At 34.2% G+C, this 23,643-nt stretch carries 18 protein-coding genes and 2 pseudogenes; 17 read left to right on the top strand and 3 right to left on the bottom strand.

Features of this window, described 5'->3' with window-relative positions:
* Window positions 1–63: 63 nt before the first annotated feature.
* Both feoB and DW196_RS10245 read right to left on the bottom strand, forming a co-directional pair.
* The gene (feoB, locus tag DW196_RS10250) at window positions 64–1,977 is read right to left on the bottom strand and encodes a ferrous iron transport protein B (RefSeq protein ID WP_199566570.1); all 1,914 of its coding nucleotides are present in this window, start codon (window positions 1,975–1,977) and stop codon (window positions 64–66) included.
* Window positions 1,967–2,203 (bottom strand): FeoA family protein, encoded by a 237-nt coding sequence (locus DW196_RS10245; RefSeq protein WP_071456624.1) that lies wholly within the window; start codon window positions 2,201–2,203, stop codon window positions 1,967–1,969. Before DW196_RS10245 ends, feoB begins: the two co-directional genes overlap by 11 nt.
* Before the next feature lie 162 nt (window positions 2,204–2,365).
* On the opposite strand from DW196_RS10245, the gene DW196_RS10240 reads away from it, so the two are divergent.
* Together DW196_RS10240 and DW196_RS10235 are read left to right on the top strand one after the other, a co-directional pair.
* Window positions 2,366–3,538, top strand: a complete 1,173-nt coding sequence (locus tag DW196_RS10240) for a MalY/PatB family protein (RefSeq protein ID WP_118251185.1) — start codon at window positions 2,366–2,368, stop codon at window positions 3,536–3,538.
* Between the two features lie 103 nt (window positions 3,539–3,641).
* Complete coding sequence (locus tag DW196_RS10235; RefSeq protein ID WP_118251184.1) at window positions 3,642–4,586, top strand: LCP family protein; 945 nt, start codon at window positions 3,642–3,644, stop codon at window positions 4,584–4,586.
* A gap of 42 nt (window positions 4,587–4,628) precedes the next feature.
* Here the strand turns inward: DW196_RS10235 and DW196_RS10230 are convergent, their stop codons facing one another.
* Window positions 4,629–5,963 (bottom strand): C1 family peptidase, encoded by a 1,335-nt coding sequence (locus DW196_RS10230; protein ID WP_118251183.1) that lies wholly within the window; start codon window positions 5,961–5,963, stop codon window positions 4,629–4,631.
* Window positions 5,964–6,113: 150 nt separating this feature from the next.
* Between DW196_RS10230 and uvrB the strand changes: the two genes are divergently transcribed.
* From uvrB to DW196_RS10155, 15 genes and pseudogenes are all read left to right on the top strand, one after another.
* On the top strand, window positions 6,114–8,114 hold the full coding sequence (uvrB, locus tag DW196_RS10225; RefSeq protein ID WP_118251182.1) for an excinuclease ABC subunit UvrB: 2,001 nt from the start codon (window positions 6,114–6,116) through the stop codon (window positions 8,112–8,114).
* A 12-nt stretch (window positions 8,115–8,126) separates the two neighbouring features.
* Window positions 8,127–10,949, top strand: coding sequence for an excinuclease ABC subunit UvrA (gene uvrA / locus DW196_RS10220; protein ID WP_118251181.1), 2,823 nt, complete (start codon window positions 8,127–8,129; stop codon window positions 10,947–10,949).
* A 244-nt stretch (window positions 10,950–11,193) separates the two neighbouring features.
* Window positions 11,194–12,036, top strand: coding sequence for a phosphate ABC transporter substrate-binding protein PstS family protein (locus DW196_RS10215; RefSeq protein ID WP_187363596.1), 843 nt, complete (start codon window positions 11,194–11,196; stop codon window positions 12,034–12,036).
* A 29-nt stretch (window positions 12,037–12,065) separates the two neighbouring features.
* A complete protein-coding gene (gene pstC / locus DW196_RS10210) occupies window positions 12,066–12,986 on the top strand; it encodes a phosphate ABC transporter permease subunit PstC (protein ID WP_118251180.1) in 921 nt (306 codons plus the stop codon).
* Window positions 12,986–13,870, top strand: coding sequence for a phosphate ABC transporter permease PstA (gene pstA, locus DW196_RS10205; RefSeq protein ID WP_071456631.1), 885 nt, complete (start codon window positions 12,986–12,988; stop codon window positions 13,868–13,870). The genes pstC and pstA overlap by 1 nt, the downstream gene beginning before the upstream one ends.
* A 13-nt stretch (window positions 13,871–13,883) precedes the next feature.
* A complete protein-coding gene (pstB, locus tag DW196_RS10200; protein WP_118251179.1) occupies window positions 13,884–14,693 on the top strand; it encodes a phosphate ABC transporter ATP-binding protein PstB in 810 nt (269 codons plus the stop codon).
* Between the two features lie 11 nt (window positions 14,694–14,704).
* A complete protein-coding gene (gene pstB / locus DW196_RS10195) occupies window positions 14,705–15,457 on the top strand; it encodes a phosphate ABC transporter ATP-binding protein PstB (protein WP_071456633.1) in 753 nt (250 codons plus the stop codon).
* 36 nt (window positions 15,458–15,493) lie between these two features.
* A complete protein-coding gene (gene phoU / locus DW196_RS10190; protein WP_118251178.1) occupies window positions 15,494–16,171 on the top strand; it encodes a phosphate signaling complex protein PhoU in 678 nt (225 codons plus the stop codon).
* Between the two features lie 198 nt (window positions 16,172–16,369).
* Window positions 16,370–17,566, top strand: a pseudogene (locus tag DW196_RS10185) (argininosuccinate synthase).
* A 4-nt stretch (window positions 17,567–17,570) separates the two neighbouring features.
* Window positions 17,571–18,953 carry an argininosuccinate lyase gene (gene argH / locus DW196_RS10180; protein WP_118251177.1) on the top strand — a complete coding sequence of 461 codons (1,383 nt, stop codon included), beginning with the start codon at window positions 17,571–17,573 and terminating at the stop codon, window positions 18,951–18,953.
* Window positions 18,954–19,121: 168 nt separating this feature from the next.
* Window positions 19,122–20,423, top strand: coding sequence for a murein hydrolase activator EnvC (locus DW196_RS10175; protein ID WP_118251176.1), 1,302 nt, complete (start codon window positions 19,122–19,124; stop codon window positions 20,421–20,423).
* Window positions 20,424–20,660: 237 nt separating this feature from the next.
* Window positions 20,661–21,079: pseudogene (tnpA, locus tag DW196_RS10170) on the top strand (IS200/IS605 family transposase).
* 208 nt (window positions 21,080–21,287) lie between these two features.
* Window positions 21,288–22,787 (top strand): daptomycin-sensing surface protein LiaX, encoded by a 1,500-nt coding sequence (liaX, locus tag DW196_RS10165; RefSeq protein WP_118251175.1) that lies wholly within the window; start codon window positions 21,288–21,290, stop codon window positions 22,785–22,787.
* Window positions 22,788–22,805: 18 nt separating this feature from the next.
* Window positions 22,806–23,123 (top strand): PspC domain-containing protein, encoded by a 318-nt coding sequence (locus DW196_RS10160; RefSeq protein WP_071456639.1) that lies wholly within the window; start codon window positions 22,806–22,808, stop codon window positions 23,121–23,123.
* Window positions 23,123–23,476 (top strand): phage holin family protein, encoded by a 354-nt coding sequence (locus tag DW196_RS10155; RefSeq protein WP_118251174.1) that lies wholly within the window; start codon window positions 23,123–23,125, stop codon window positions 23,474–23,476. The genes DW196_RS10160 and DW196_RS10155 overlap by 1 nt, the downstream gene beginning before the upstream one ends.
* Window positions 23,477–23,643 lie beyond the last annotated feature (167 nt).

The following is a 23,643-nucleotide window of genomic DNA, read 5'->3' as shown; positions in this document are numbered from 1 at the left end:
TCCTAAATTCTAACGTTTTAACTCTTACCAACAGTAGTTGACAAAGAGCCAATTTTTTGTGTATTAAATTAAATGAAACAAATGCGCTATAGCAGTTGTTAACATCGTCATGCCAACACCGATGATAGTTGGAATAATAAATGAAGCGAACGTCCATTTTTTACTTTTTGTTTCTTTATAAATTGTAAGAAGAGTAGTAGAACATGGCCAATGATAAAGAGTAAATAAAATGACATTCATAGCGGTTAACCAAGTCCAACCATTACTTAATAAAAGTTGTCTGAATTGATCTAGAGAGCTAAAGTCTGTAATAGTACTAGTTGCCATGTAACCCATAATCATAATAGGAATAACAATTTCATTAGCAGGCAGTCCTAATATAAAAGCCATTAAAATAGTACCATCTAATCCCATAAGCCGAGCAAAAGGATCAATAAACTCTGTCACGCTTTGTAAAATAGATTGATCTCCGATAGATACATTGGCTAATACCCAAATAACTAAACCAGCCGGTGCTGCAACAATAATAGCACGCCATAAAACAAATAAGGTTCTGTCAAAAATTGAGCGAACAATAACCTGTCCCACTTGTGGTTTTCTATAAGGTGGTAGTTCTAAAGTAAAAGAAGATGGTATACCTTTTAAGACAGTTTTTGATAATAAACGAGAAACCATAATCGTAGTAAACACGCCGAGTAAAATGATGCCTGTTAAAAAGACCGCTGATTGGATAGAGCCTAAAAGTCCAACTGCTCCTCCAGTAAAGAAGACGGTGATAACTGTAATCAAAATAGGAAATCGACCGTTACATGGTACAAAATTATTTGTAATAATGGCAATAAGTCTTTCTCTAGGAGAATCAATGATTCTAGCCCCAACAACCCCAGCTGCGTTACACCCAAATCCCATACACATGGTTAATGCTTGTTTCCCACAGGCTCCGGCTTTTTGAAAATGTTTATCTAAATTAAATGCAACACGAGGTAAGTAACCAAAATCTTCTAATAACGTGAATAATGGGAAAAAGATAGCCATAGGTGGCAACATCACTGCAACCACAGTTGATAGAACTTTATAAACGCCATTAATCAACACATCACGGATAATATGTGGGACACCCCAACTCGTTGTGATAGCCATAAGCCAATTACCAAATTTGTCAAAATTATCGGCTAGAAAATCTGAAGGACCATCCGCTCCTTCAATCGTAAACCAAAAGATAAGAATTAATAATAAAATCATAATAGGAATACCAGTGCTTTTTTGTGTGAGAAGCTTATCTAATTTTTGGTCTTTTAAATCAAAGTTTTTATCTTCAAATATCGTGACTTCTTTTGCAATGACACTTGCTCTATCTACAATTGCTAGTGTTTCAGTTTCTTTATCAGCATGGATTTGTTGCAAAGCTTCCATCATAAATGGATTCGACGTAATTTCTCCATCAATCACACCTTTTGTTTTTTTCATTAAGGTATCGAGACCTTGTTTTTTTACAGCTGATGTTCCAACGACCGGTATACCAAGTAATTCTTGTAGTTTTTCTAAATTAATATGGATTTTTTTCTTTTTCGCTTCATCTAGTAAATTGACACACACAATAACATTTGGTGTCAGTTGCATGATTTGCAATACTAGATTTAGATTTCGTTCTAGACTTGTTGCATCACAGACAACGATAGTTGCTTGGGATTCATTTGATTGAATGAAATCTCGTGCGACTTCTTCTTCAGCTGAGTGAGCTGATAGGGAATAGGTACCAGGTAAATCAACCAAAATAAATCCTTGTCCCTCAAATTCAGTTCGTCCTTGAGCTAAATCAACGGTTTTTCCAGGCCAATTTCCAGTATGTTGTCTTAGTCCAGTTAGTTCGTTAAAAACTGAGCTTTTACCCACGTTAGGGTTTCCAGCTAATGTAATCACAACATCAGACTCTTTTTTACGCTCAACAACAAAGAATTCTTTTTCTTCAGTTGTCATCGTTATACACCTCCACATATTGTGCATCAGAGTTTCTTAATGCAATAGTTGTTCCTCTCAAACGGTAAGCAATCGGATCACTTTTTGGACTGATTAGTGATTTTTTGACAGGTGTTCCAGGATAGAAACCTAAGTCATATAGTCGTTGTTTCATATCTGCATCTGGATGAGAGATGTGAGAAATAGTTGCTTGGTCATTAAGGTTTAAATTTAATAAAGTTTTCATAATCTCACTTCCTTTTTTAGGTAAACCTAATTTAACTTTATTTTAAACCTAATTTATAGTTTAATCAACCCTTTCTGTTATGGTATAAAAATAACTCCTTTTTTATTGATTGTGATATATGATAGAATAAGATATTACCTAAAAAAGGAGTGCAAAAAAGACATGACAAATTTTTATGATAAGTATTATGTTGATCGTCATCAAACAGACTCATTAAAATGGGATGGGGTTACAGAACGTTTTGGAAGTGAAGGACTACTTCCTTTGTGGGTAGCAGATATGGATTTTAAAATTCCCGAAGAGGTTCAAAATAAAATGATTGAAAGAATCAATCATGGTGTTTTTGGTTATTCTGTAGTACCTGATTCATATTACCAAGCAGTGAAATCTTGGCAAAAAAATCAGCACAATGTTGAAGTTGAAAAAGATTGGTTACGTTTTACGACAGGTGTAGTAAATTCACTTCATTACTTAATTCAATGTTTTACAAAAGAACAAGAAGCTGTCATGATTTTTTCACCAGTATATTACCCGTTTTATAATGTGGTTAATGATAATAAACGCAAATTAGTGACATCTGATTTGGTGATTAATAAAGGTAGATATGAGATTAATTATGAAGAGATGGAAGAAAAAATTAAAAAAGAAAACGTCAAAGCGTTAATTTTTTGTTCGCCGCATAATCCAGTTGGACGTGTGTGGACAGTTGAAGAATTAAATATTGTGTCTGATATTTGTCAAAAATATGATGTTTTGTTAATTTCAGATGAGATTCATCAAGATTTTGTAGCAAAAGGTCATACGTTTACTAGTTATTTAGGCGTAGAGGGTGTAGATTTTGACAAATTGATTGTGGTGAATGCTGCATCAAAATCATTTAACTTAGCTAGTTTACTTCATTCACATATTTTTATTCCTTCAACGGATTTAAGAGCAAGTTATGATGAATTTATCAAGACGATAATTAATAATCCAACAAGTTTGATGGGTGTTATTGCCACACAAACAAGCTACGAGTACGGAAAACAGTGGTTAAGTGAACTTAATATGACAATCGATGGAAACTTCAAGTTGATGAAAACACGGTTAAATGAATTATTACCAGAAGCGATTGTCTATGAAAAACAAGGAACTTATTTATCTTGGATTGATTTGTCCGCATATATTACACAAGACAAAATGAAAGAAGTTATGCAAGAAAAGGCTAAAATAGCGATAGATTACGGTGAATGGTTTGGGAAAAATACTGGAACATTTATTCGAATTAATCTTGCAACTCATCCCAAAAATATTGAATTAGCCGTTACGGGTTTAGAAAAAGCGCTAAAAAATTAGTAAATTTTAAAATTTTTTTAAGGTTTCCCTAAAACACCGAGAATTATATTAGTCAGTATGGTAAAATTAGTTTATTAAATTATAGTATTTTGGGAGATGCATAATGGACAATAATTCAAGAAGACACAAAAAAGTAAAAAAGAAATCAAGTGGATTAAAAAAAACGGTAATTGCCTTATTAACAATTTTACTTGTGATTTTGGCAGGAACAGGCATTTTCTTAGCTAAAACTTATTTTGATGTAAAAGATGTTGCAAACAAAGTAAGTGCACCAGTCAAAGGACGACCTGATGATAAGAATATTCAAGAAGGTCAACCATTTTCAGTATTACTGTTAGGAATAGATACAGGTGATTTTGGACGTAACGATGTGGGGCGTTCTGATACAATGCTTGTGGCAACAGTAAATCCTAAAGAAAAGAAAACGACCTTAATTAGTATTCCACGTGATACAAGAACAGAGATTGTTGGGCATGATACGGTTGAAAAGGTGGCTCATGCTTATGCATATGGACAAGCTAAAATGGCGATGGATACAGTAGACAATTTGTTAGATATGAAATTAAATCATTATGTTTGGATCAATATGAAGGGATTTGAAGAATTGGTCAATGCGGTTGATGGAGTAGAGGTCACAAACAAATTTGAATTTGAGCAAGATGGTATGACATTTAAAAAAGGTCCAATCAAATTAAACGGTGAAGAAGCACTTGCCTATACTCGTATGCGATATGAAGACCCTAATGGTGATTATGGTCGTCAAGCTCGTCAACAACAAGTTATCGAAGCGATTGCCAATAAAGCATTAGGTTTTACAGGTGTTAAACGGTACAAAGAAATTTTAAAAGCAATTGAAAATAATATGAAGACAGATTTAGAACCAGAAGAAATGTTTGATATAGCCATGAAGTATCGTGACAGTTTTAAAAATGTTCAGAGTGAAACACTTCAAGGAGAAGGCGTTATGATTGATGGCATTTCTTATCAAGAAATTCCTCAAGCAGAATTAGTGCGTGTTCAAAACTTGATTAAATCACAACTTAAATAGAAAAAGGAGTTAGCCACGTATTAGGTGGTTAACTCTTTTATTTTATGCTAAAGCACCCATTGGATCCCATGGGGCTAAAACTGTTACATCATCTTTTTTAAGTACTTCTTTTAAGTCATCTGAAAGATATTTTTTATTCACAACGACTTGATAAGTATACTCACTCATCCAATCATCACTCATGACAAAATAGCCTTTCGTCCCAACTTTATCTCCCCAACTGTTTTCAACTTTCCATTTAGTTGGTTTGTCATTAATTAAATTCACGCCTGTTAAGACCATTGCATGAGTCATTAAGCTTTCACCATAATCTAAACGTTCTGCTTTACTCATATCATAATTAATATCTAATGTATCTTGTACACTATAAATATCAGTTGCCATAATACCAGTATCTCTTGTTGACGATTGGCCAACATCACAACCAAACCAAACACTTTCGCCATCTTTTAATTGTGCGATAGCTAAGTTTTTAAATGTTTCAATATCAACGTTTAAGTGACGAACTTCTTTACCGCCAACGACGTTTCCTAACATATCAACTGTATAGACTTGATTGTAAGGTTTGTCTTTTGTTGGAGCATTGATAATGCTGACATAATCATTTAAGTCAGTTCCAATGTATTTATCATAGAAAGAAGTAGGAGTTAGCCCTTGTTCTAAATGATAATTTCCATCTGTATCATAATATGAATAATCAAATTCTGTTGGTGGTGTACCTAGAGAGGTACTTAATAAGTTATAGATTTCTTGTAGCAATTCAATTTTACGTGTTTCCACTTCTGATTCAGAGGCGCCATTAGTAATTAATGTTCTTAATGTTAAGGCATCTTTTCTTAATTTTTTATTTAAGTAAGTATTTAACTCACGACTGCTTGAACTACTGTTTGTTTCAGGCATGATTGTTTTTGGCACAATCCCATATTTTTGGATAATCGCTACTAACATATCCCATTGGCCACCATCTTGTTGAGGGGTTGCAAGTAAGAATGCCACTTCACGACTAGTTAATTCTTGATTACTTGTTTTGATGATATTTTCATAGAAATAATTTGCTTTTTCAAATTTATCCCAGAAAAACGTATAGTTTTGAGATAATTCGAAGTCTTTGATGTGATGATTGTTTAAGACATCATGTCTGAATGTATTAAGGGCTGCAAACATCCAACAACGACCACTTTGTTTTTGATTTGTCACGTTTCCTGTATCTAAGTCGATAGAGAAAACGGGATTGTTTTCAACAACTGCTTTTTGATTTTCTGATGAGGCTAAAATACCATTTTTCATCACTGCACGTTGGCTTAATAAATGCTCACGATTAGCAAGATATTTTTGCTCCATATGTTTGACTTGTTCATTTGAAATAGATTTAACCATGTAACCACACCTTTCTTTTATTTCCATTCTACTCCAACATTCTTCAAAATAACACTAAATCGATTATTTTTTTCTAGTGCGAACTGTTTTGCGAAAGTATGTTCGGTATGATAAAATTGAGAAAATAAGTAAATCTAAAGGAGTTTCAGCATGATTGATAGACAAACAAACAATACCTTTGATTTAGTGTCAAAATACGAACCGGCTGGGGATCAACCGGAAGCGATTAAGCAATTAGTAAAGAATATAGAAGATAATGAAAAAGCCCAAATATTAATGGGGGTAACAGGTTCTGGTAAAACGTTCACCATGTCTAATGTAATAAAAGAGGTTAATAAACCAACTTTGATTATTGCGCATAACAAAACACTTGCCGGACAATTATATAGTGAGTTTAAAGAATTTTTTCCAAATAACGCAGTAGAGTATTTCGTGAGTTATTACGATTACTACCAACCAGAAGCATATGTTCCTTCAAGTGATACGTATATTGAAAAAGATTCCAGTGTCAATGATGAGATTGATAAATTACGCCATTCAGCGACCAGTTCCCTATTAGAGCGAAATGATGTGATTGTCGTGGCATCTGTGTCTTGTATTTATGGATTGGGAGATCCTAGAGAATATCAAAATCAGGTTCTTTCTTTACGTGAAGGAATGGAAATGGAACGCAATCAACTCCTTAGAAATTTAGTTGATATTCAATTTGAGCGCAATGACATAGATTTTCAGCGTGGGCGTTTCCGTGTACGTGGTGATGTTGTCGAGATATTTTTAGCGTCAAAAGATGACTTTGCTTTAAGAATTGAATTTTTTGGTGATGAAATTGACCGTATTAGAGAGTTTAATGCCTTAACAGGTGAAATTATTGGTGATAGAGAGCACATAGCAATTTTCCCTGCGACACACTTTGTGACAAACGAAGAGCATTTAGAAGAAGCCATCGCTAAAATCCAAAAAGAATTAGATGACCGACTTAAAGAATTAAGAAGTGAAGAAAAATTATTAGAAGCTCAGCGATTAGAGCAACGGACGAACTATGATATCGAGATGATGCGTGAGATGGGCTATTGTTCTGGTATTGAAAATTATTCACGACATATGGATGGTCGAAGTGAAGGAGAAGCACCGTTTACGTTGATTGACTTCTTCCCTGATGATTTTCTGATTATGGTTGATGAATCCCACGTGACGATGCCACAAATTAGGGGCATGTATAACGGGGATAGAGCAAGAAAACAAATGTTAGTGGACTATGGGTTTAGATTACCTAGTGCGTTAGATAACCGACCACTTAGATTAGAAGAATTTGAAGAAAAAGTGGACCAAATTATGTATGTGTCTGCTACTCCTGGGCCATATGAAATGGAACAAACAGATGACATTGTAGAACAAATTATTAGACCAACTGGTTTACTCGATCCAGTGATTGAAGTAAGACCAATCATGGGGCAAATTGATGATTTAGTTGGGGAAATATATGAACGTGTGGAACGAAATGAACGTGTGTTTATAACGACATTGACTAAAAAAATGTCAGAAGACTTAACGGATTATTTTAAAGAATTAGGAATTAAAGTAAAATATTTACATAGTGACATAAAAACACTTGAAAGAACAGAAATTATTCGCGATTTACGATTAGGTGAGTTTGATGTTTTAATTGGGATTAACTTATTGCGTGAGGGATTAGACGTCCCAGAAGTATCACTTGTTGCGATACTTGATGCTGATAAAGAAGGGTTCTTACGTAGTGAACGCTCACTTATTCAAACGATTGGACGTGCCGCAAGAAACGCCGATGGTAAAGTTATTATGTATGCTGACAAGATTACAGACTCAATGGAGCGAGCAATGTCTGAAACAAGTCGTCGTCGTACCATTCAGGAAGAATATAATGCCGAACATGGTATTGTACCAAAAACGATTAAGAAAGATATTCGTGATTTGATTCGCATTACAAAAGAGAGTGAAGATGAATCAGTCGAAGTAGTATCAATCAAAGATCAATATAATGCAATGGATAGTGAAGGTAAAGAAGCTGTTTTATTAGATATCGAATTGCAAATGAAAGATGCGGCTAAAGCGTTAGACTTTGAAAAAGCGGCAACACTTAGGGACACATTACTCGAATTAAAAGCAGGTAAATAGGAGATAAATCAGATGGCAAATGACAAAATAGTAATACATGGTGCAAGAGCACATAATTTAAAAAACATAGATGTAACGATTCCAAGAGATAAACTCGTCGTGATTACGGGGCTTTCTGGCTCAGGAAAAAGTTCATTAGCATTTGACACGTTATACGCTGAAGGGCAACGTCGTTATGTCGAAAGTTTGTCCTCATACGCACGACAATTTTTAGGGCAAATGGACAAGCCAGATGTTGATAGTATTGATGGGTTGAGTCCAGCAATTTCAATCGACCAAAAAACAACCAGTAAAAATCCACGATCAACGGTTGGGACCGTCACAGAGATAAATGATTATTTAAGACTATTATTTGCTCGAGTAGGTGAGCCTATTTGTCCAAATGATGGCACGAAAATTAGTAGTCAGTCTCCGGAACAAATGACAGATAAGTTGTTAGAGTTAGAAGAAAGAACGAGAATTCAAATTCTAGCACCACTCATTCGTGGAAAAAAAGGACAACACAAAAAAGTATTTGAAAAAATCAAAAAAGATGGGTTTGTCCGAGTGAGAGTTGATGGGAAAACCTATGACATTTCTGAAGTGCCAGAGTTAGAAAAAAATAAAAAGCATGATGTTGAAATTATCGTTGACCGTATTGTTATAAAAGATGGCGTTCGCTCAAGACTATTTGACTCACTTGAACTTGCCTTACGATTAGCAGACGGGTATGTATTGGTTGATGTCATGGATCAAGAAGAGATGCTATTTAGCGAACATTATGCTTGTCCTTATTGTGGTTTTACAGTTGGTGATATTGAGCCTCGATTGTTCTCATTTAATACACCATTTGGAGCGTGTCCAGAGTGTGATGGATTGAGTGTTAAATTAGAGGTTGATGCAGACTTGATTGTTCCAGATGAGATGAAAACATTACGTGAAGGGGCAATTGCACCGTGGAATCCAATCAGCTCAAATTATTACCCCAATATGTTAGAGCAAGCTTGCGAGCAATTTGGCATTGATTTTGATACACCATTTAAAGATCTGACTAAAGAGCAAAAGGAATTATTATTTAGAGGATCAGGAGAAAAGACCTTCCATTTTCATTATAAAAACGAATTTGGTGGCGTGCGTGATGTTGATATTCCATTTGAAGGGATTTTGACTAATATAAATCGCCGTTATCACGAAACAAATAGTGATTACACGAGAGAACAAATGAAGCTATATATGACTGAATTAACGTGTGAAACGTGTCAGGGCTATCGTTTAAATAAAGAAGCTTTATCAGTGAAAATAGATGGAAAACATATTGGAGAAATCAGTGAATTATCAGTGAATCATTCGTTAAACTATATGTCTGAGCTAAACTTTGGCGAACAAGATACAATGATTTCACAACCAATTTTAAAAGAAATTAGAGATAGATTGAGTTTCTTAGAAAACGTTGGATTAGGCTATTTGACTCTTAGCCGTTCAGCCGGAACACTGTCTGGTGGAGAAGCACAACGTATTCGCTTAGCAACCCAGATTGGTTCAAATCTTTCAGGGGTTTTATACATTTTAGATGAGCCATCTATTGGGTTACATCAACGAGACAATAATCGTTTGATTGATTCATTGAAGAAAATGCGTGATTTAGGCAATACGTTAGTTGTGGTGGAACATGATGAAGACACGATGAGAGCAGCTGATTATTTAATTGATATCGGACCTGGAGCAGGAGAGCAAGGTGGACGAATTATTTCAGCCGGAACACCTGAAGAAGTGGAAAAAGATAAGAATTCACTGACAGGTCAATATTTATCAGGTCAGAGAAAAATCGACGTACCAAAAGAACGACGTAAAGGCAATGGAGAAAGTGTGAAAATCACTGGTGCAAAAGAAAATAACTTGAAAAATCTGTCTGTTGAGTTTCCAATGGGTAAATTTGTCGCAGTTACTGGTGTGTCTGGTTCTGGAAAGAGTACATTGGTTAATACGATTTTAAAGAAAGCTCTGGCTCAAAAAATTAATCGTAATTCAGCTAAACCTGGTAAGTTTGATAAGATTACAGGCTATGAATCGATTGAAAAAATCATTGATATTGACCAAAGTCCGATTGGACGAACACCAAGAAGTAACCCGGCAACTTATACGAGTGTGTTTGATGATATACGTGATTTATTTGCTAAAACAAATGAAGCTAAAACACGTGGTTATAAAAAAGGTCGTTTCAGTTTTAATGTGAAAGGCGGAAGATGTGAAGCATGTCGAGGTGATGGAATCATCAAAATCGAAATGCATTTCTTACCAGATGTTTATGTACCATGTGAAGTGTGTCATGGACAACGCTATAATTCTGAAACACTAGAAGTTCGATATAAAGGAAAAAACATTGCTGAGATTTTAGAAATGACAGTGGAAGATGCCGTGGAATTTTTCCAAGCAATTCCTAAAATTCATCGAAAACTTCAAACGATTGTTGATGTCGGACTTGGTTATGTCAAACTAGGTCAATCAGCAACTACCCTATCTGGTGGGGAAGCGCAACGTATGAAGTTAGCAAGTGAGTTACATAAACGCTCGTCAGGTAAAAATTTCTATATATTAGATGAACCGACAACAGGTCTTCATACAGAAGATATCAGTCGCTTACTTGAAGTACTAAATCGCTTGGTAGATAGTGGAAATACTGTTCTAGTTATTGAACATAATCTAGACGTCATAAAAACAGCAGACTACGTCATTGATTTAGGGCCAGAAGGTGGAGAGGGCGGTGGCACAATCATTGCTACTGGAACACCTGAGGATATTATTAAAGTAGAAGAAAGCTATACTGGCTATTATTTAAAAGAAATTATGGAATGTTGATTTTTTGGATAAATATGTCAAAAACGGTAGAATATTTTCTATCGTTTTTCGTTATTTTATGAGAGTTTTTTGTTTGTTTTTAATATAATTTTTGTAAAGCGTTTTCATTGTAAATTAAATGTAAAAAGACTTGCAATTTATGTTACTAAATTATATGTTTATCATGAGATAAGTCAGGAACTATTTCAATATGTAAATTTTTTGTAAAAATTTAGGGGGGACATTCGTGAAAAGAGTGTTAAAAATGATCGCATCAGTTGGATTCATACTGACTGTTACTGGATGTGGAGCAGTTGATAATGGAGAATCGATAAATGCTGTTGGATCGTCTGCCATGCAACCACTTGTTGAGGCTGCTGGTGAACAATATAGTAGTAATCATTTAGGTAAATTTATTAATGTACAAGGTGGTGGTAGTGGAACTGGGCTAAGTCAAGTTCAAGCCGGAGCCGTACAAATAGGAGATTCAGATTTATTTGCAGAAGAAAAAGAAGGTATTGACAGTAAACTATTAGTTGACCATAAAGTTGCAATTGTTGGATTGACACCAATTGTCAATAAAGAAGTTGGCGTCTCAGATATTACAATGGAAAATTTAAGAAAAATATTTACAGGTGAAATTACAAATTGGAAGGAAGTTGGCGGAAAAGATCAAGATGTCGTTTTGATTAATCGTGCTGCAGGAAGTGGTAGTCGTCACACATTTGAACAATGGGTATTAGACGGAAAACAGCCAAAAGGGTCTCAAGAACAAGATTCAACTGGAATGGTTCGTCAAATCGTCAGCACAACACCAGGTGCAATTAGTTATGTGGCGTTTTCTTATGTCACAAAAGATGTTGCAACATTAAATATTGATGGGGTTAAACCAACTGAAGACAATGTTAAAGACAATAAATGGACTATCTGGTCTTATGAACATATGTATACAAAAGGTGAACCTGAAGGCTTAACAAAAGATTTTCTAGAGTATATGTTGTCAGATGAAGTGCAAGAGAATATTGTCCCTAAACTAGGTTATATACCCGTTTCACAGATGCAAGTGGAACGCGATGTTGAAGGTAATATTCAAAAAATTTCCAAATAAAAATTGTTGTTTCATAGGAGGATAAATTTTTGGAAGATATTCAAAGCAAGTTGCTAAAAAAATCGAAAAAAGCAAAGTTGGAACAATTTGGCAAGATGATTAGTTTTATCGCCATTTTATTTATTGTTGTTGTCGTTGTCGCAATATTTTATTTTGTCGCAAGTAAAGGATTGGCAACGTTCTTTAAAGACAAAGTAAATGTCTTTGATTTCCTTTTTGGAAAGGAATGGAATCCAGGATCATTGAGTGAATCTGGTAAGCCATTGGTAGGAGCATTACCAATGATTGCAGGATCATTTATCGTCACTCTTTTATCAGCGATTATTGCAACGCCTTTTGCCATAGGAGCAGCAGTTTTTATGACGGAGATATCGCCTAAACTTGGAACAAAAGTATTGCAACCAGTTATTGAGTTATTAGTTGGTATTCCATCAGTTGTTTATGGTTTTATCGGCTTATCAGTTGTAGTACCAGCTGTTCGTGGTGTGTTTGGTGGATCTGGTTTTGGTATTTTAGCTGGTACGTTTGTTTTATTTGTTATGATTTTACCAACTGTAACCTCTATGACAGTAGATGCCCTAAGAGCAGTCCCTCGACATTATCGAGAAGCGTCATTAGCCTTAGGAGCAACGCGTTGGCAAACAATTTATAAAGTTGTATTAAGAGCAGCGGTACCGGGGATTTTAACAGCAGTTGTATTTGGTATGGCACGAGCATTTGGTGAAGCATTAGCGATTCAAATGGTTATTGGTAATGCGTCACTTATGCCGCATAATTTAATCACACCAGCATCAACTCTTACAAGTGTATTAACTATGGGAATTGGTAATACTGTTATGGGAACACTGGAAAATAATGCACTTTGGTCATTAGCTTTACTATTGTTATTAATGTCTCTATTTTTTAATATTGTAACGCGACTAATTGGTAAAAAAGGAGAAATGAAATAATGAATGCTAAAAAAGCAGATAAAATCGCAACAGGTGTGTTATACGCTATTGCCGGTGTTATTACATTAATCTTAGCTAGCTTAATTTTGTACATTTTAGGTCGTGGTTTACCCCATATCAGCTGGAGTTTTTTAACAACACCTTCTAAAAGCTTTCAAGCAGGTGGTGGAATAGGTATTCAGTTGTTTAACTCGTTCTATTTATTAATCATTACAATGTTAATTAGTATTCCTATCTCATTAGGAGCTGGTATTTATTTATCAGAGTACGCCAAGAAAAACTTTTTTACCAACGCCATCCGTACAGCCATTGAGGTACTAAGTTCGCTTCCTTCAGTTGTTGTTGGTTTGTTTGGTTTCTTGATTTTTGTTATTCAAGCTGGCTTAGGTTTTTCAATTATTTCAGGAGCGTTAGCATTAACATTTTTCAATTTACCACTTTTAACAAGAAACGTAGAAGAGTCTTTAAAAGCCGTTCACTATACACAAAGAGAAGCTGGATTAGCTCTTGGTTTATCTCGTTGGGAAACTGTTACACGTGTGGTGATTCCAGAAGCATTACCAGGTATTTTAACAGGGGTCATTTTAGGAGCAGGTCGTATCTTTGGTGAAGCCGCTGCATTAATTTACACAGCAGGACAAAGTGCACCGGCATTAGACTTTACAAATTGGAATCCATTAAGTATTTCTAGTCCATTAAATATCTTTAGACAAGCAGAAACGTTAGCGGTCCATATTTGGAAGATTAATAGTGAGGGAAATATGCCAGATGGGCCTCAAGTATCAGCAGGAGCTTCTGCTGTTTTAATTATCGCTGTTTTATTATTTAACTTTCTAGCACGCTTCTTAGGTAAAAAATTGCACAAAAAAATTACATCAGCTTAGATTGGGGATTTAGATGAAAACTTATAACACTGATGATACGCATATTATAAAACTGAATGAGAATGAGCAAGATATTGCATTAGAAACAAAAGATATACATGTTTGGTATGGTACAAATGAAGCTATAAAAGGAGTATCATTACAATTCGAAAAAAATAAAATCACCTCACTTATTGGCCCTTCAGGTTGTGGTAAATCAACATATTTGCGTTCTTTAAATCGTATGAATGATCAAATAGGTGGAACGAAAGTAACAGGTGATATTATTTATAAAAATACCGATATCAATTCATCGAAAGTAGATGTTTATGAGATGAGAAAACATATCGGGATGGTTTTTCAAAGACCTAATCCTTTCAGTAAGTCCATTTATGAAAATATTACCTTTGCCTTAAAACGACACGGACAAAAAGATAAAAAAATATTGGATGAAGTCGTAGAGACAAGTTTGAAACAGGCAGCACTGTGGGATCAAGTAAAAGATAATTTGCATAAAAGTGCGTTAGCTTTATCAGGAGGACAACAGCAGAGATTGTGTATTGCACGTGCGATTGCCATGAAACCAGATATTTTGCTATTAGATGAGCCCGCTAGTGCACTAGATCCTATTTCTACTAGTAAAGTAGAAGAGACATTGATTAACTTAAAAGAAGACTATACGATTGTCATTGTTACGCATAATATGCAACAAGCATCTCGTATTAGTGACTATACTGCGTTCTTTTATATGGGAAAAGTATTAGAATATGATCAAACGAAAAAAATCTTTACGCGACCAAAAATACAAGCTACTGAAGATTATGTTTCAGGTCACTTTGGTTAAGGAGGAACGTTATGTCAATAATAGAATCAAACGATTTGCATTTATATTATGGGAAGAATGAGGCTTTAAAGGGAATTACAATGGACTTTGATCAAGGTGGCATTACGGCATTAATTGGTCCATCTGGTTGTGGAAAGTCTACATTTTTAAGAACGTTAAACCGTATGAACGACTTAATCCCGTCTGTTACAATTACAGGAAAAGTGACTTATAAAGATAGTGATATCTATAGTCCAAAAACGGATATTGTGACATTAAGAAAACAAATAGGAATGGTATTCCAACAACCTAATCCATTTCCATTTAGTATTTATGAAAATGTTATTTACGGATTGCGTTTAGAAGGAAAGCATACAAAAGAAGAATTAGATCGAATAGTGGAAGAAAGTTTAAAAGCTGCAGCTGTATGGGACGATGTAAAGGATAAATTAAATAAGAGTGCTCTTTCTTTATCAGGAGGACAACAACAACGAGTGTGTATTGCACGTGTACTAGCTGTTCAGCCTGAAGTGATTTTACTGGATGAGCCAACTAGTGCTCTTGATCCGGTTTCTAGTGGTAAAATAGAAAATATGCTGTTAGAATTAAAGAATGATTATACAATGATTATGGTGACACATAACATGCAGCAAGCATCACGTATTTCTGATAAAACAGCTTTCTTTTTAAATGGTGACTTAATAGAATACGATAAAACAAAAAAAATATTCTTAAATCCAAGCGAAAAAGAAACAGAAGATTATATTACCGGTAAATTCGGTTAAGGTACGTGTAAAACAGATTATAAAGGAGATGAAGAGATGCTTAGAAGTCAATTTGAAGAAGATTTACAAAACCTACATGATAAATTTGAAAAAATGGGTAATGATGTAAACGTCGCAATCAGTAACTCTGTTCGTGCATTTATTGATCATGATAAATCATTAGCTAAAGAAGTAATTGAAGCTGATAGTGAAATTAATGCACAAGAATTAGGATTAGAAAAGAAAAGTTTTGAGATGATTGCTCTGCAACAACCTGTTACGACGGACTTAAGACGAATTGTGACTATTATGAAAGCAAGTTCTGACCTAGAAAGAATGGGAGACCATGCTGTATCGATTGCTAAGGCAACGATTCGTCTAAAGGGAACAAAACGTGTTCTGTCTATCGAAGATGAGATTTCTGACATGGCGACACACGTTATGGGGATGGTGAGCTCAGTTTTAGATGCATATATTCATACTGACAGTGATAAAGCTATTACCATAGCACAAAGTGATCGTGTGACGAATGATTACTTCAAGTCAATTTATCGTCATTCAATTAAAGCAATGGAACAAGATACCGAAACGGTTATTGTTGGTGCTGATTATTTACAAGTTGCTGGTTATTTAGAGAGAATTGGTGACTATGTATGTAATATTTGTGAGTGGATCATCTACTTACGAACTGGAAAAATTTCCGAATTAGCTGAAACGATGCACGAAGATGAATAAAAAAAATCCATTAAGATATCTAACAACTATCTTAATGGATTTTTTTATGCATTTGAATCAAAGTAATATTCATAAAAATAGGCTTAAAATGGGTGAATATTAATTTTTGCGTTAATTAATGAATAAACATGTTTACTTTACGTTTTAAAACGGATAATATTGAACATAATTTAAATAGTGTAAATGGAGGAAGATAATATGACAAAAGAAAAAGTAGTTTTAGCCTATTCTGGTGGATTAGATACATCTATTGCGATTAGTTGGTTAAAAAAAGATTATGATGTAGTAGCAGTGTGTTTAGATGTGGATGAAGGGAAAGATTTAGATTTTATTAAAGAAAAATAGTTGACAGTAGGTGATATTGAATCATATGTGATTGATGTTCGTGAAGAGTTTGCGACGGAGTTTGTTTTACTAGCTTTACAAGCACATGCTTACTACGAACAAAAATACCCATTGGTTTCAGCCTTAAGTCGTCCGTTAATTTCAAAAAAATTAGTTGAATTAGCTCATCAAGTTGATGCAACAGTGATTGCTCATGGTTGTACAGGAAAAGGAAATGACCAAGTTCGTTTTGAAGTCGCAATTGCTTCACTGGATCCCAAACTTAAAGTGATTTCTCCAGTTCGTGAATGGAAATGGTCTCGTGAAGAAGAAATTAATTATGCAAAAGAAAATGGTGTGCCAGTTCCAGCTGCTTTACACAATCCTTATTCTGTTGACCAAAACTTATGGGGACGTGCGAATGAATGTGGTGTATTAGAAAATCCTTGGAATGAAGCACCAGAAGAAGCATATGCTTTAACTGTTTCTCCAGAGAATGCACCAGACACATCTGAGTATGTAGACATTACGTTCGAACAAGGTGTACCAGTAAGTATCAATGGGAAAAAATATAGCTTAGCAGAGTTAATTCAAGAATTAAATGTATTGGCAGGTAAACATGGTGTTGGACGAATTGACCATGTAGAAAATCGTTTAGTTGGTATTAAATCTCGTGAAATATATGAGTGCCCAGGAGCTATTGCATTATTAACTGCTCACAAAGAAATTGAAGATTTAACATTGGTTCGCGAAGTATCTCACTTTAAACCAATCTTAGAAAATGAATTATCAAACTTAATTTACAATGCTTTATGGTTTAATCCAGCCACTCAAGCAATTTTGGCGTATATTAAAGAAACGCAAAAAGTGGTGAACGGAACAGCCAAAGTGAAATTATATAAAGGCAATGCCACAGTTGTCGCAAGAAAATCACCAAACTCATTATATGATGAAAACTTAGCAACTTATACAAGTGCAGATACATTTGATCAAGATGCTGCCATTGGTTTTATCAAATTATGGGGCTTACCAACAAAAGTTAATGCAGAAGTCAATGACCCAGAGGAGTAATTCAATGAAAAATGAAAAACTATGGGGCGGTAGATTTGAACAAAGTTTAGAGAGCTGGGTTGAAGAGTTTGGTGCATCTATCACATTTGACCAAAAAATGGCAGAGTTTGATATTAAAGGGTCAATTGCACATGCTAAAATGCTTGGGCAAACTGGCATCATTGATTTAGTAGAAGCTGAAATATTAGTTAAAGGTTTAGAAGAGTTATTAGCAGAGTACAATGAAGGAAAACTTGTTTTTGATGTGACGAATGAAGACATTCATATGAATATCGAAGTATTGTTAACTCAAAAAGTAGGGGCAGTTGCGGGAAAGTTGCACACTGCTCGTTCACGAAATGATCAAGTTGCAACTGACATGCATCTTTACCTAAAATATCATTTAGGTGATATTATTGAGAGACTAAGTCATTTACGCCATGTCTTAGTGGCTCTTGCTGAGAAACACGTTAAAACGATCATGCCAGGTTATACGCATTTGCAACATGCCCAACCGATTTCTTTAGGTCACTACTATATGGCATATTATAGTATGTTTACTCGTGACAGTGAGCGTTTTGAATTTAATATTTCACATACTGATATTTCGCCATTAGGTGCTGCAGCTCTAGCAGGGATAACCTTCCCAATTGATAGAGAATTGACTGCTGAGTTAATGGGCTTTGAAGCAATTTATACCAATTCGTTAGACGCTGTATCTGATCGTGATTTTATTGTAGAGTTTTTAACGAATGCGAGCTTACTAATGATGCACATGTCTCGAATTTGTGAGGAACTTGTATCATGGTGTTCAAATGAATGTCAATATATTACGTTATCAGATACCTTTTCTACAGGGTCTTCTATTATGCCGCAGAAAAAAAATCCTGATATGGCAGAGTTAATCCGTGGTAAAACAGGTAGAGTTTATGGTAATCTGTTTTCACTTTTAACAGTGATGAAGTCACTTCCTTTAGCATATAATAAAGATTTACAAGAAGATAAAGAAGGTATGTTTGATACGGTGGAAACAATTTCGGTGTCGATTGATATATTGGCAGGCATGCTAGAAAGTATGACAGTAAACGAAGAAAGAATGTTGTATTCAACAGAAAAAGATTTTTCAAATGCGACTGAACTAGCTGATTATCTGGCCACTAAAGGGATTCCTTTTAGAAAAGCACACGAAATTGTAGGCTCTCTTGTCTTAGAATGTACGCAATCAGGAAACTTTTTACAAGACGTTCCATTGTCCCGTTATAAAGAATTATCTGACTTGATAGAAGATGATATTTATGACGTATTACAATCTAAAACGGCAGTCGAAAGACGCAATAGTTATGGTGGGACAGGGTTTATGCAAGTTTTACAACAAATTGACCAAGCAAAAACACAATTAACATCATAAAAAATCGTTATTTTATAACGGTTTTTTTATGATATTTTATTATATGACAGTAAATCTCAAGAAAATGACAGTTACCTAAAAAAATGTAATTTTTTTGTAACAAAAGTATGAATAAACTATGTTATAGTTTATAGTATAAATAAAGATAGAATCGGAGTTAAAAGATAGATGAGATTTAAAAAAGCCATTGCCGTAACCTTATTAACCACAACACTATCTGGATTTGTCTGCCCAGCAGTTATTAAAGCTGAGACTGTTGATAAAAAAATAGAAAATGCGCAAAAAAAAATAGATGACTTAACATCAAAGAAAAATGAATCAGATAAATCGTTAGAAGAATTGAATGCTACAATTAGTAAAATCGATTCAGATATAGATAAGATTTTATCGGAAAAAGCATTATTAGAAAAAGAGATTAATGAATTAACAAAAGAAATTGATGAGTTAAAAGTAATCATCGAAAAACGTAACAAACAAGTTGAAAATCAAGCAAGATCAGCACAAATAAATCAGGAAGACCAAGATTTAATGAATATTGTGTTAGATTCTGAATCAATATCAGATGCGTTGAGTCGTACTGTGGCTTATACTAAGTTAGTTTCTGCTAATAAGGATGTAATGGAAGCACAAAAAAAGGATCAAGTAGCCCTTGATAAGAAAAAGGCAACTTTGAGTAAAAAGGTTGATGAAGTTAACAAAACAGCTGAAGAACTAAAAACAAAACAAGAAACATTAGAACAAAATAAAGCAACACAGGTTGCTCTAGCAGAAACGATTCTGAAAGAATTATCAAAAGAATCTGGTAATAAATCTGCATTACAATCACAAAAAGAAGAAGCAGAACGTATTGCCGAAGAGAATAAAAAACGCTTAAAAGAACTTTCTGAAAAAAAAGAAGCGGCTAAGAAAGAGCTAGAAGAGCAACGTAAAAAAGAACAAAAAGAAGCTGAAGAAAAACAATTAGAAGCACAAGATAGCATTTCACCATCAAAACCATCTAGTGCCATCGGACAAAGTAATAATAATCAGTCAGATGAGAAACCAAATGAAGTGGTGTCTTTGCCAAGTCAGGGTGGTTTTGCTTTACCGTTAGCTGGTGGATATACTGTTACTAGTAGGTTTGGATCAAGACCTGATCCGACTGGTTATTCAGGTAGTCACCATGATGGAATTGATTTAGCAATTGGTGCTGGCACACCTATTTTAGCATCTAGAGCAGGTGAAGTTGTTGAAGCAAGCTATCATCCAAGTGCTGGTAACCACGTAATTATTTTACATGATAATGGTTTATTTACTTACTACATGCATATGACAAATATTAGAACAAGCGTTGGATCAGTGGTTCAAGCTGGTGAAACAATTGGAACAGTTGGCTCAACTGGTAATTCTACTGGTGCCCATTTGCATTTTGGTATCAGTTCAGGGTTATGGAGTGGATTTATTGATCCTTCTTCAATCCTCTCATTTTAATAACCGTTAGATAAAAAACCTTAAAGTTGATTTTAAGGTTTTTATTTTTTATATGTATTGAAAACCATCGGCTATGCGGGTAGTTCTAAAGAGCTTCCAGCGTGGTATTAAAAAATCCTCCTAAAATGATAAAATAGACTTGGTTTCCCAACCACAAACTATCAAATCACAAGGAGGTTCCTTATGAAAAAGGACAATTAAAGTTTATCACACACAACATGGAAATGTAAGTATCACATCGTTTTTGCACCGAAATATAGACGCTAAATAATCTATGGAAAATATAAGAAAAGTGTTGGAGAAATATTGCGCGATTTATGCGAAAGAAAAGGTGTTGAAATCATAGAAGCTAATGGCTGTAAGGACCATATATATATGTTAGTAAGCATTCCACCTAAACTTAGTGTTTCCGGTTTTATAGGTTATTTAAAGGAAAAAGTAGGTTAATGATTTTTGATAGACATGCAGAGCTAAAAGATCGTTATGGAAACAGAAAATTTTGGTATCGAGGTTATGATGTAGATACGGTTGGAAGAAATAAAAAGCAAATTGAAAAATACATAAGAAATCAAATTCAAAAAGATTATGTAGCAGATCAGCTTACATTATTTGAAAAATATGATCCGTTCACAGGAGAGAAAAATAAAAAGAAATAAGTAACCATTTTAGGTTTCGAGAGTAAATGTGATGCATAAGAAAAACAGCCAGTTTTCACTGGTGGTTTTGATTAGGATGATAATGGAATAAGTCTTCATATACAGTCATAAATCAATCTCAAGTCCTATGACATTTATATAAAAATGAGACATAATATGAGTGTAGGTTAGAAATGTATAGATAGAGATGTTAAGAGGAGGATATACGATGAACGAACGTGAAAGAATTTTAGACTTAGTTAAAAAAGGTATTTTAACAACAGAAGAGGGACTTGTTTTATTAGAAAACATTGCGACTGAAAAAGATGAAAAATTAATTGATGCTGAAGCCAAACAAGTTAAACACACAACAGTTGATGAGAAAAAAGAAACGACTTATAACGATAGTGAAGCATTAGAAAAAATATTAGAGAGATTAGCAGAAGAAGAAAATAGAAAATCAGTTGAATATGATGAGTTAACTGTTAAAATTCAAGGATTAAGACAAGACATTCGAGAAATTGAAGAACAATTAATGGTGTTTGATACAATGGAAGATTTGGAAACATTAACAGCTGAAAAAGAAGCAGAACGTGAACAACTAAAAAAAGATTTAGCCTATTTAAAAGAAACTGACGTTCAGTTAACTGCTGAAAAAGCTGAGTTAAATGAAGAATTAAAATCTATTAAAAAAGAACGACATGATACACAAGAAACAGAATCTATTTTAGGTTTTGATATTCCAAAAGAGTGGAAGGAGCAAACAAACGAAAAAATAAATCAGGCAACAGGCAAAGTAGAAGAAGTAGGAAAATACTTTGGTGAATTCTTGAAAAAAACAGTGGATGTTGTTAGTTCAACCGTATCAGATAATGTTGAATGGAAAGACGTGAATATTAAAGTACCAGGAGTTAGCTCACATTCATTCACACATGAGTTTTTATATCCAAATAGCACGGCAACCTTAATTGATGTAAAAGTAGCAAATGGTAAAGTTAAGTTTAAAACATGGGACCAGTCAGATGTAAAAGTTATTGCGAATGTGAAGTTCTATGGTAAATTAAATAATAACACGCCATTTGAAGCATTTATCGAACGCAGTGAAATCATAGTAGATGAAGAGAATATTTCATTCCAAATTCCAAACAAACGATTAAATTGTGAATTAGAATTTTATTTACCAAAACACCTATTTGACCATGTATCAGTAAAAATGTTAAATGGTGATATTAAAATAGAAGATATGTTATTAGGTGATGTGTTCTTAAAATCAACTAATGGTAAAATTAAAGCATCTGACGTCAAAGCAACTATGTTAGAAGTTGAAGGTGTAAATGGTGACATTAAAGTAGAAAATAGTGAGATTGTTGATTTTATTGCTCAAACAGTTAATGGCGAAGTGGTGAGTAAAGCATCTATTGAACACACAAGTGTGTCATTAATTAATGGTACAATCAAAGTGACATCGACTGATTTAAAACCTAAAAAAATCAAAGCAACTGTGGTAAATGGTGATATTAAAGTCTCCCTTGCCAAACAAGCAGGTATTCAAGCAGATTGTCAAACAAACTTTGGCTCAATTAAAAATCGTTTGGAAGACATTGATATCTTGAAAGAGAAAAAAGAGCGAATGAATCAAATGGTTGAGTTTGTTCGTGAAGAAGAAGAAATAATTCAATTATCTTTAAATACAACAACAGGAAGTATTTACTTAAAAGATAATGACTAATAGATGGAGTGATTAAGAATGAATAGAAAATTGACTAAATCAAATAATAATATTGTATTAACCGGAACTTTGGCTGGAATTGCAGAATATTTCAATATCGATCCAACATTAGTCAGAATCATCTATGTGATTTTATCAATGTTTACATTTGGTTCTCCAATCGTGTTGTATATTATTTTAGCTTTAATCGTCCCAGCATCAAATAAACCGCGTCAAACACGCTCACCATACGAAGGATACGATTATCCATATGATGAATCATCAAAAAGAGGAAGAGCAAAACGACCTCGTAAGGAAGCACAAAAAGTAGAAGAAGATGACTGGAGTGACTTTTAGTGACATATTTTCAACGTCTGATTATTAATACATTGGCGTTTATATCATTATCAGTGTTATTCCCATCAATGTTTTACGTGAATAGTTTTGTAATAGCAATTGTGGCAAGTATTGTGTTATCGGCATTGAACTTTTTAGTGAAGCCGATTCTTCATATTTTGTCATTACCGATTACTTTAATCACGTTTGGCTTGTTCAGTTTCGTGATTAATGGGATGATGTTAAAGTTGACCTCAGTCATAGTCGGTGAACAAAATTTTGCTTTCTCTAGTTTAGGAGCAGCGATTTTTATATCGCTACTCTTATCGCTGATAAACTCGATTGTTATCAATAAACATATGGATCGCTATTAATATAGAAATCAAAGCATATAGTGTTAATTCACTGTATGCTTTTTATTTGTGAAAAATTATTTAGGCTCTATGTCAAATCGTGTCAATGAACAGTAGTATTAATAAAAAATCCTTAAAAATGAAATAGAATTAATTGGAGTGAGGGAAGAAATTCTCTCGCTTTTTTA

Source organism: Vagococcus sp. AM17-17 (assembly GCF_003471765.1).
Lineage (GTDB): Bacteria > Bacillota > Bacilli > Lactobacillales > Vagococcaceae > Vagococcus > Vagococcus teuberi.
Note: the sequence above shows the minus strand (reverse complement) of the source record. Positions and strands in the feature narration are given on the sequence as shown.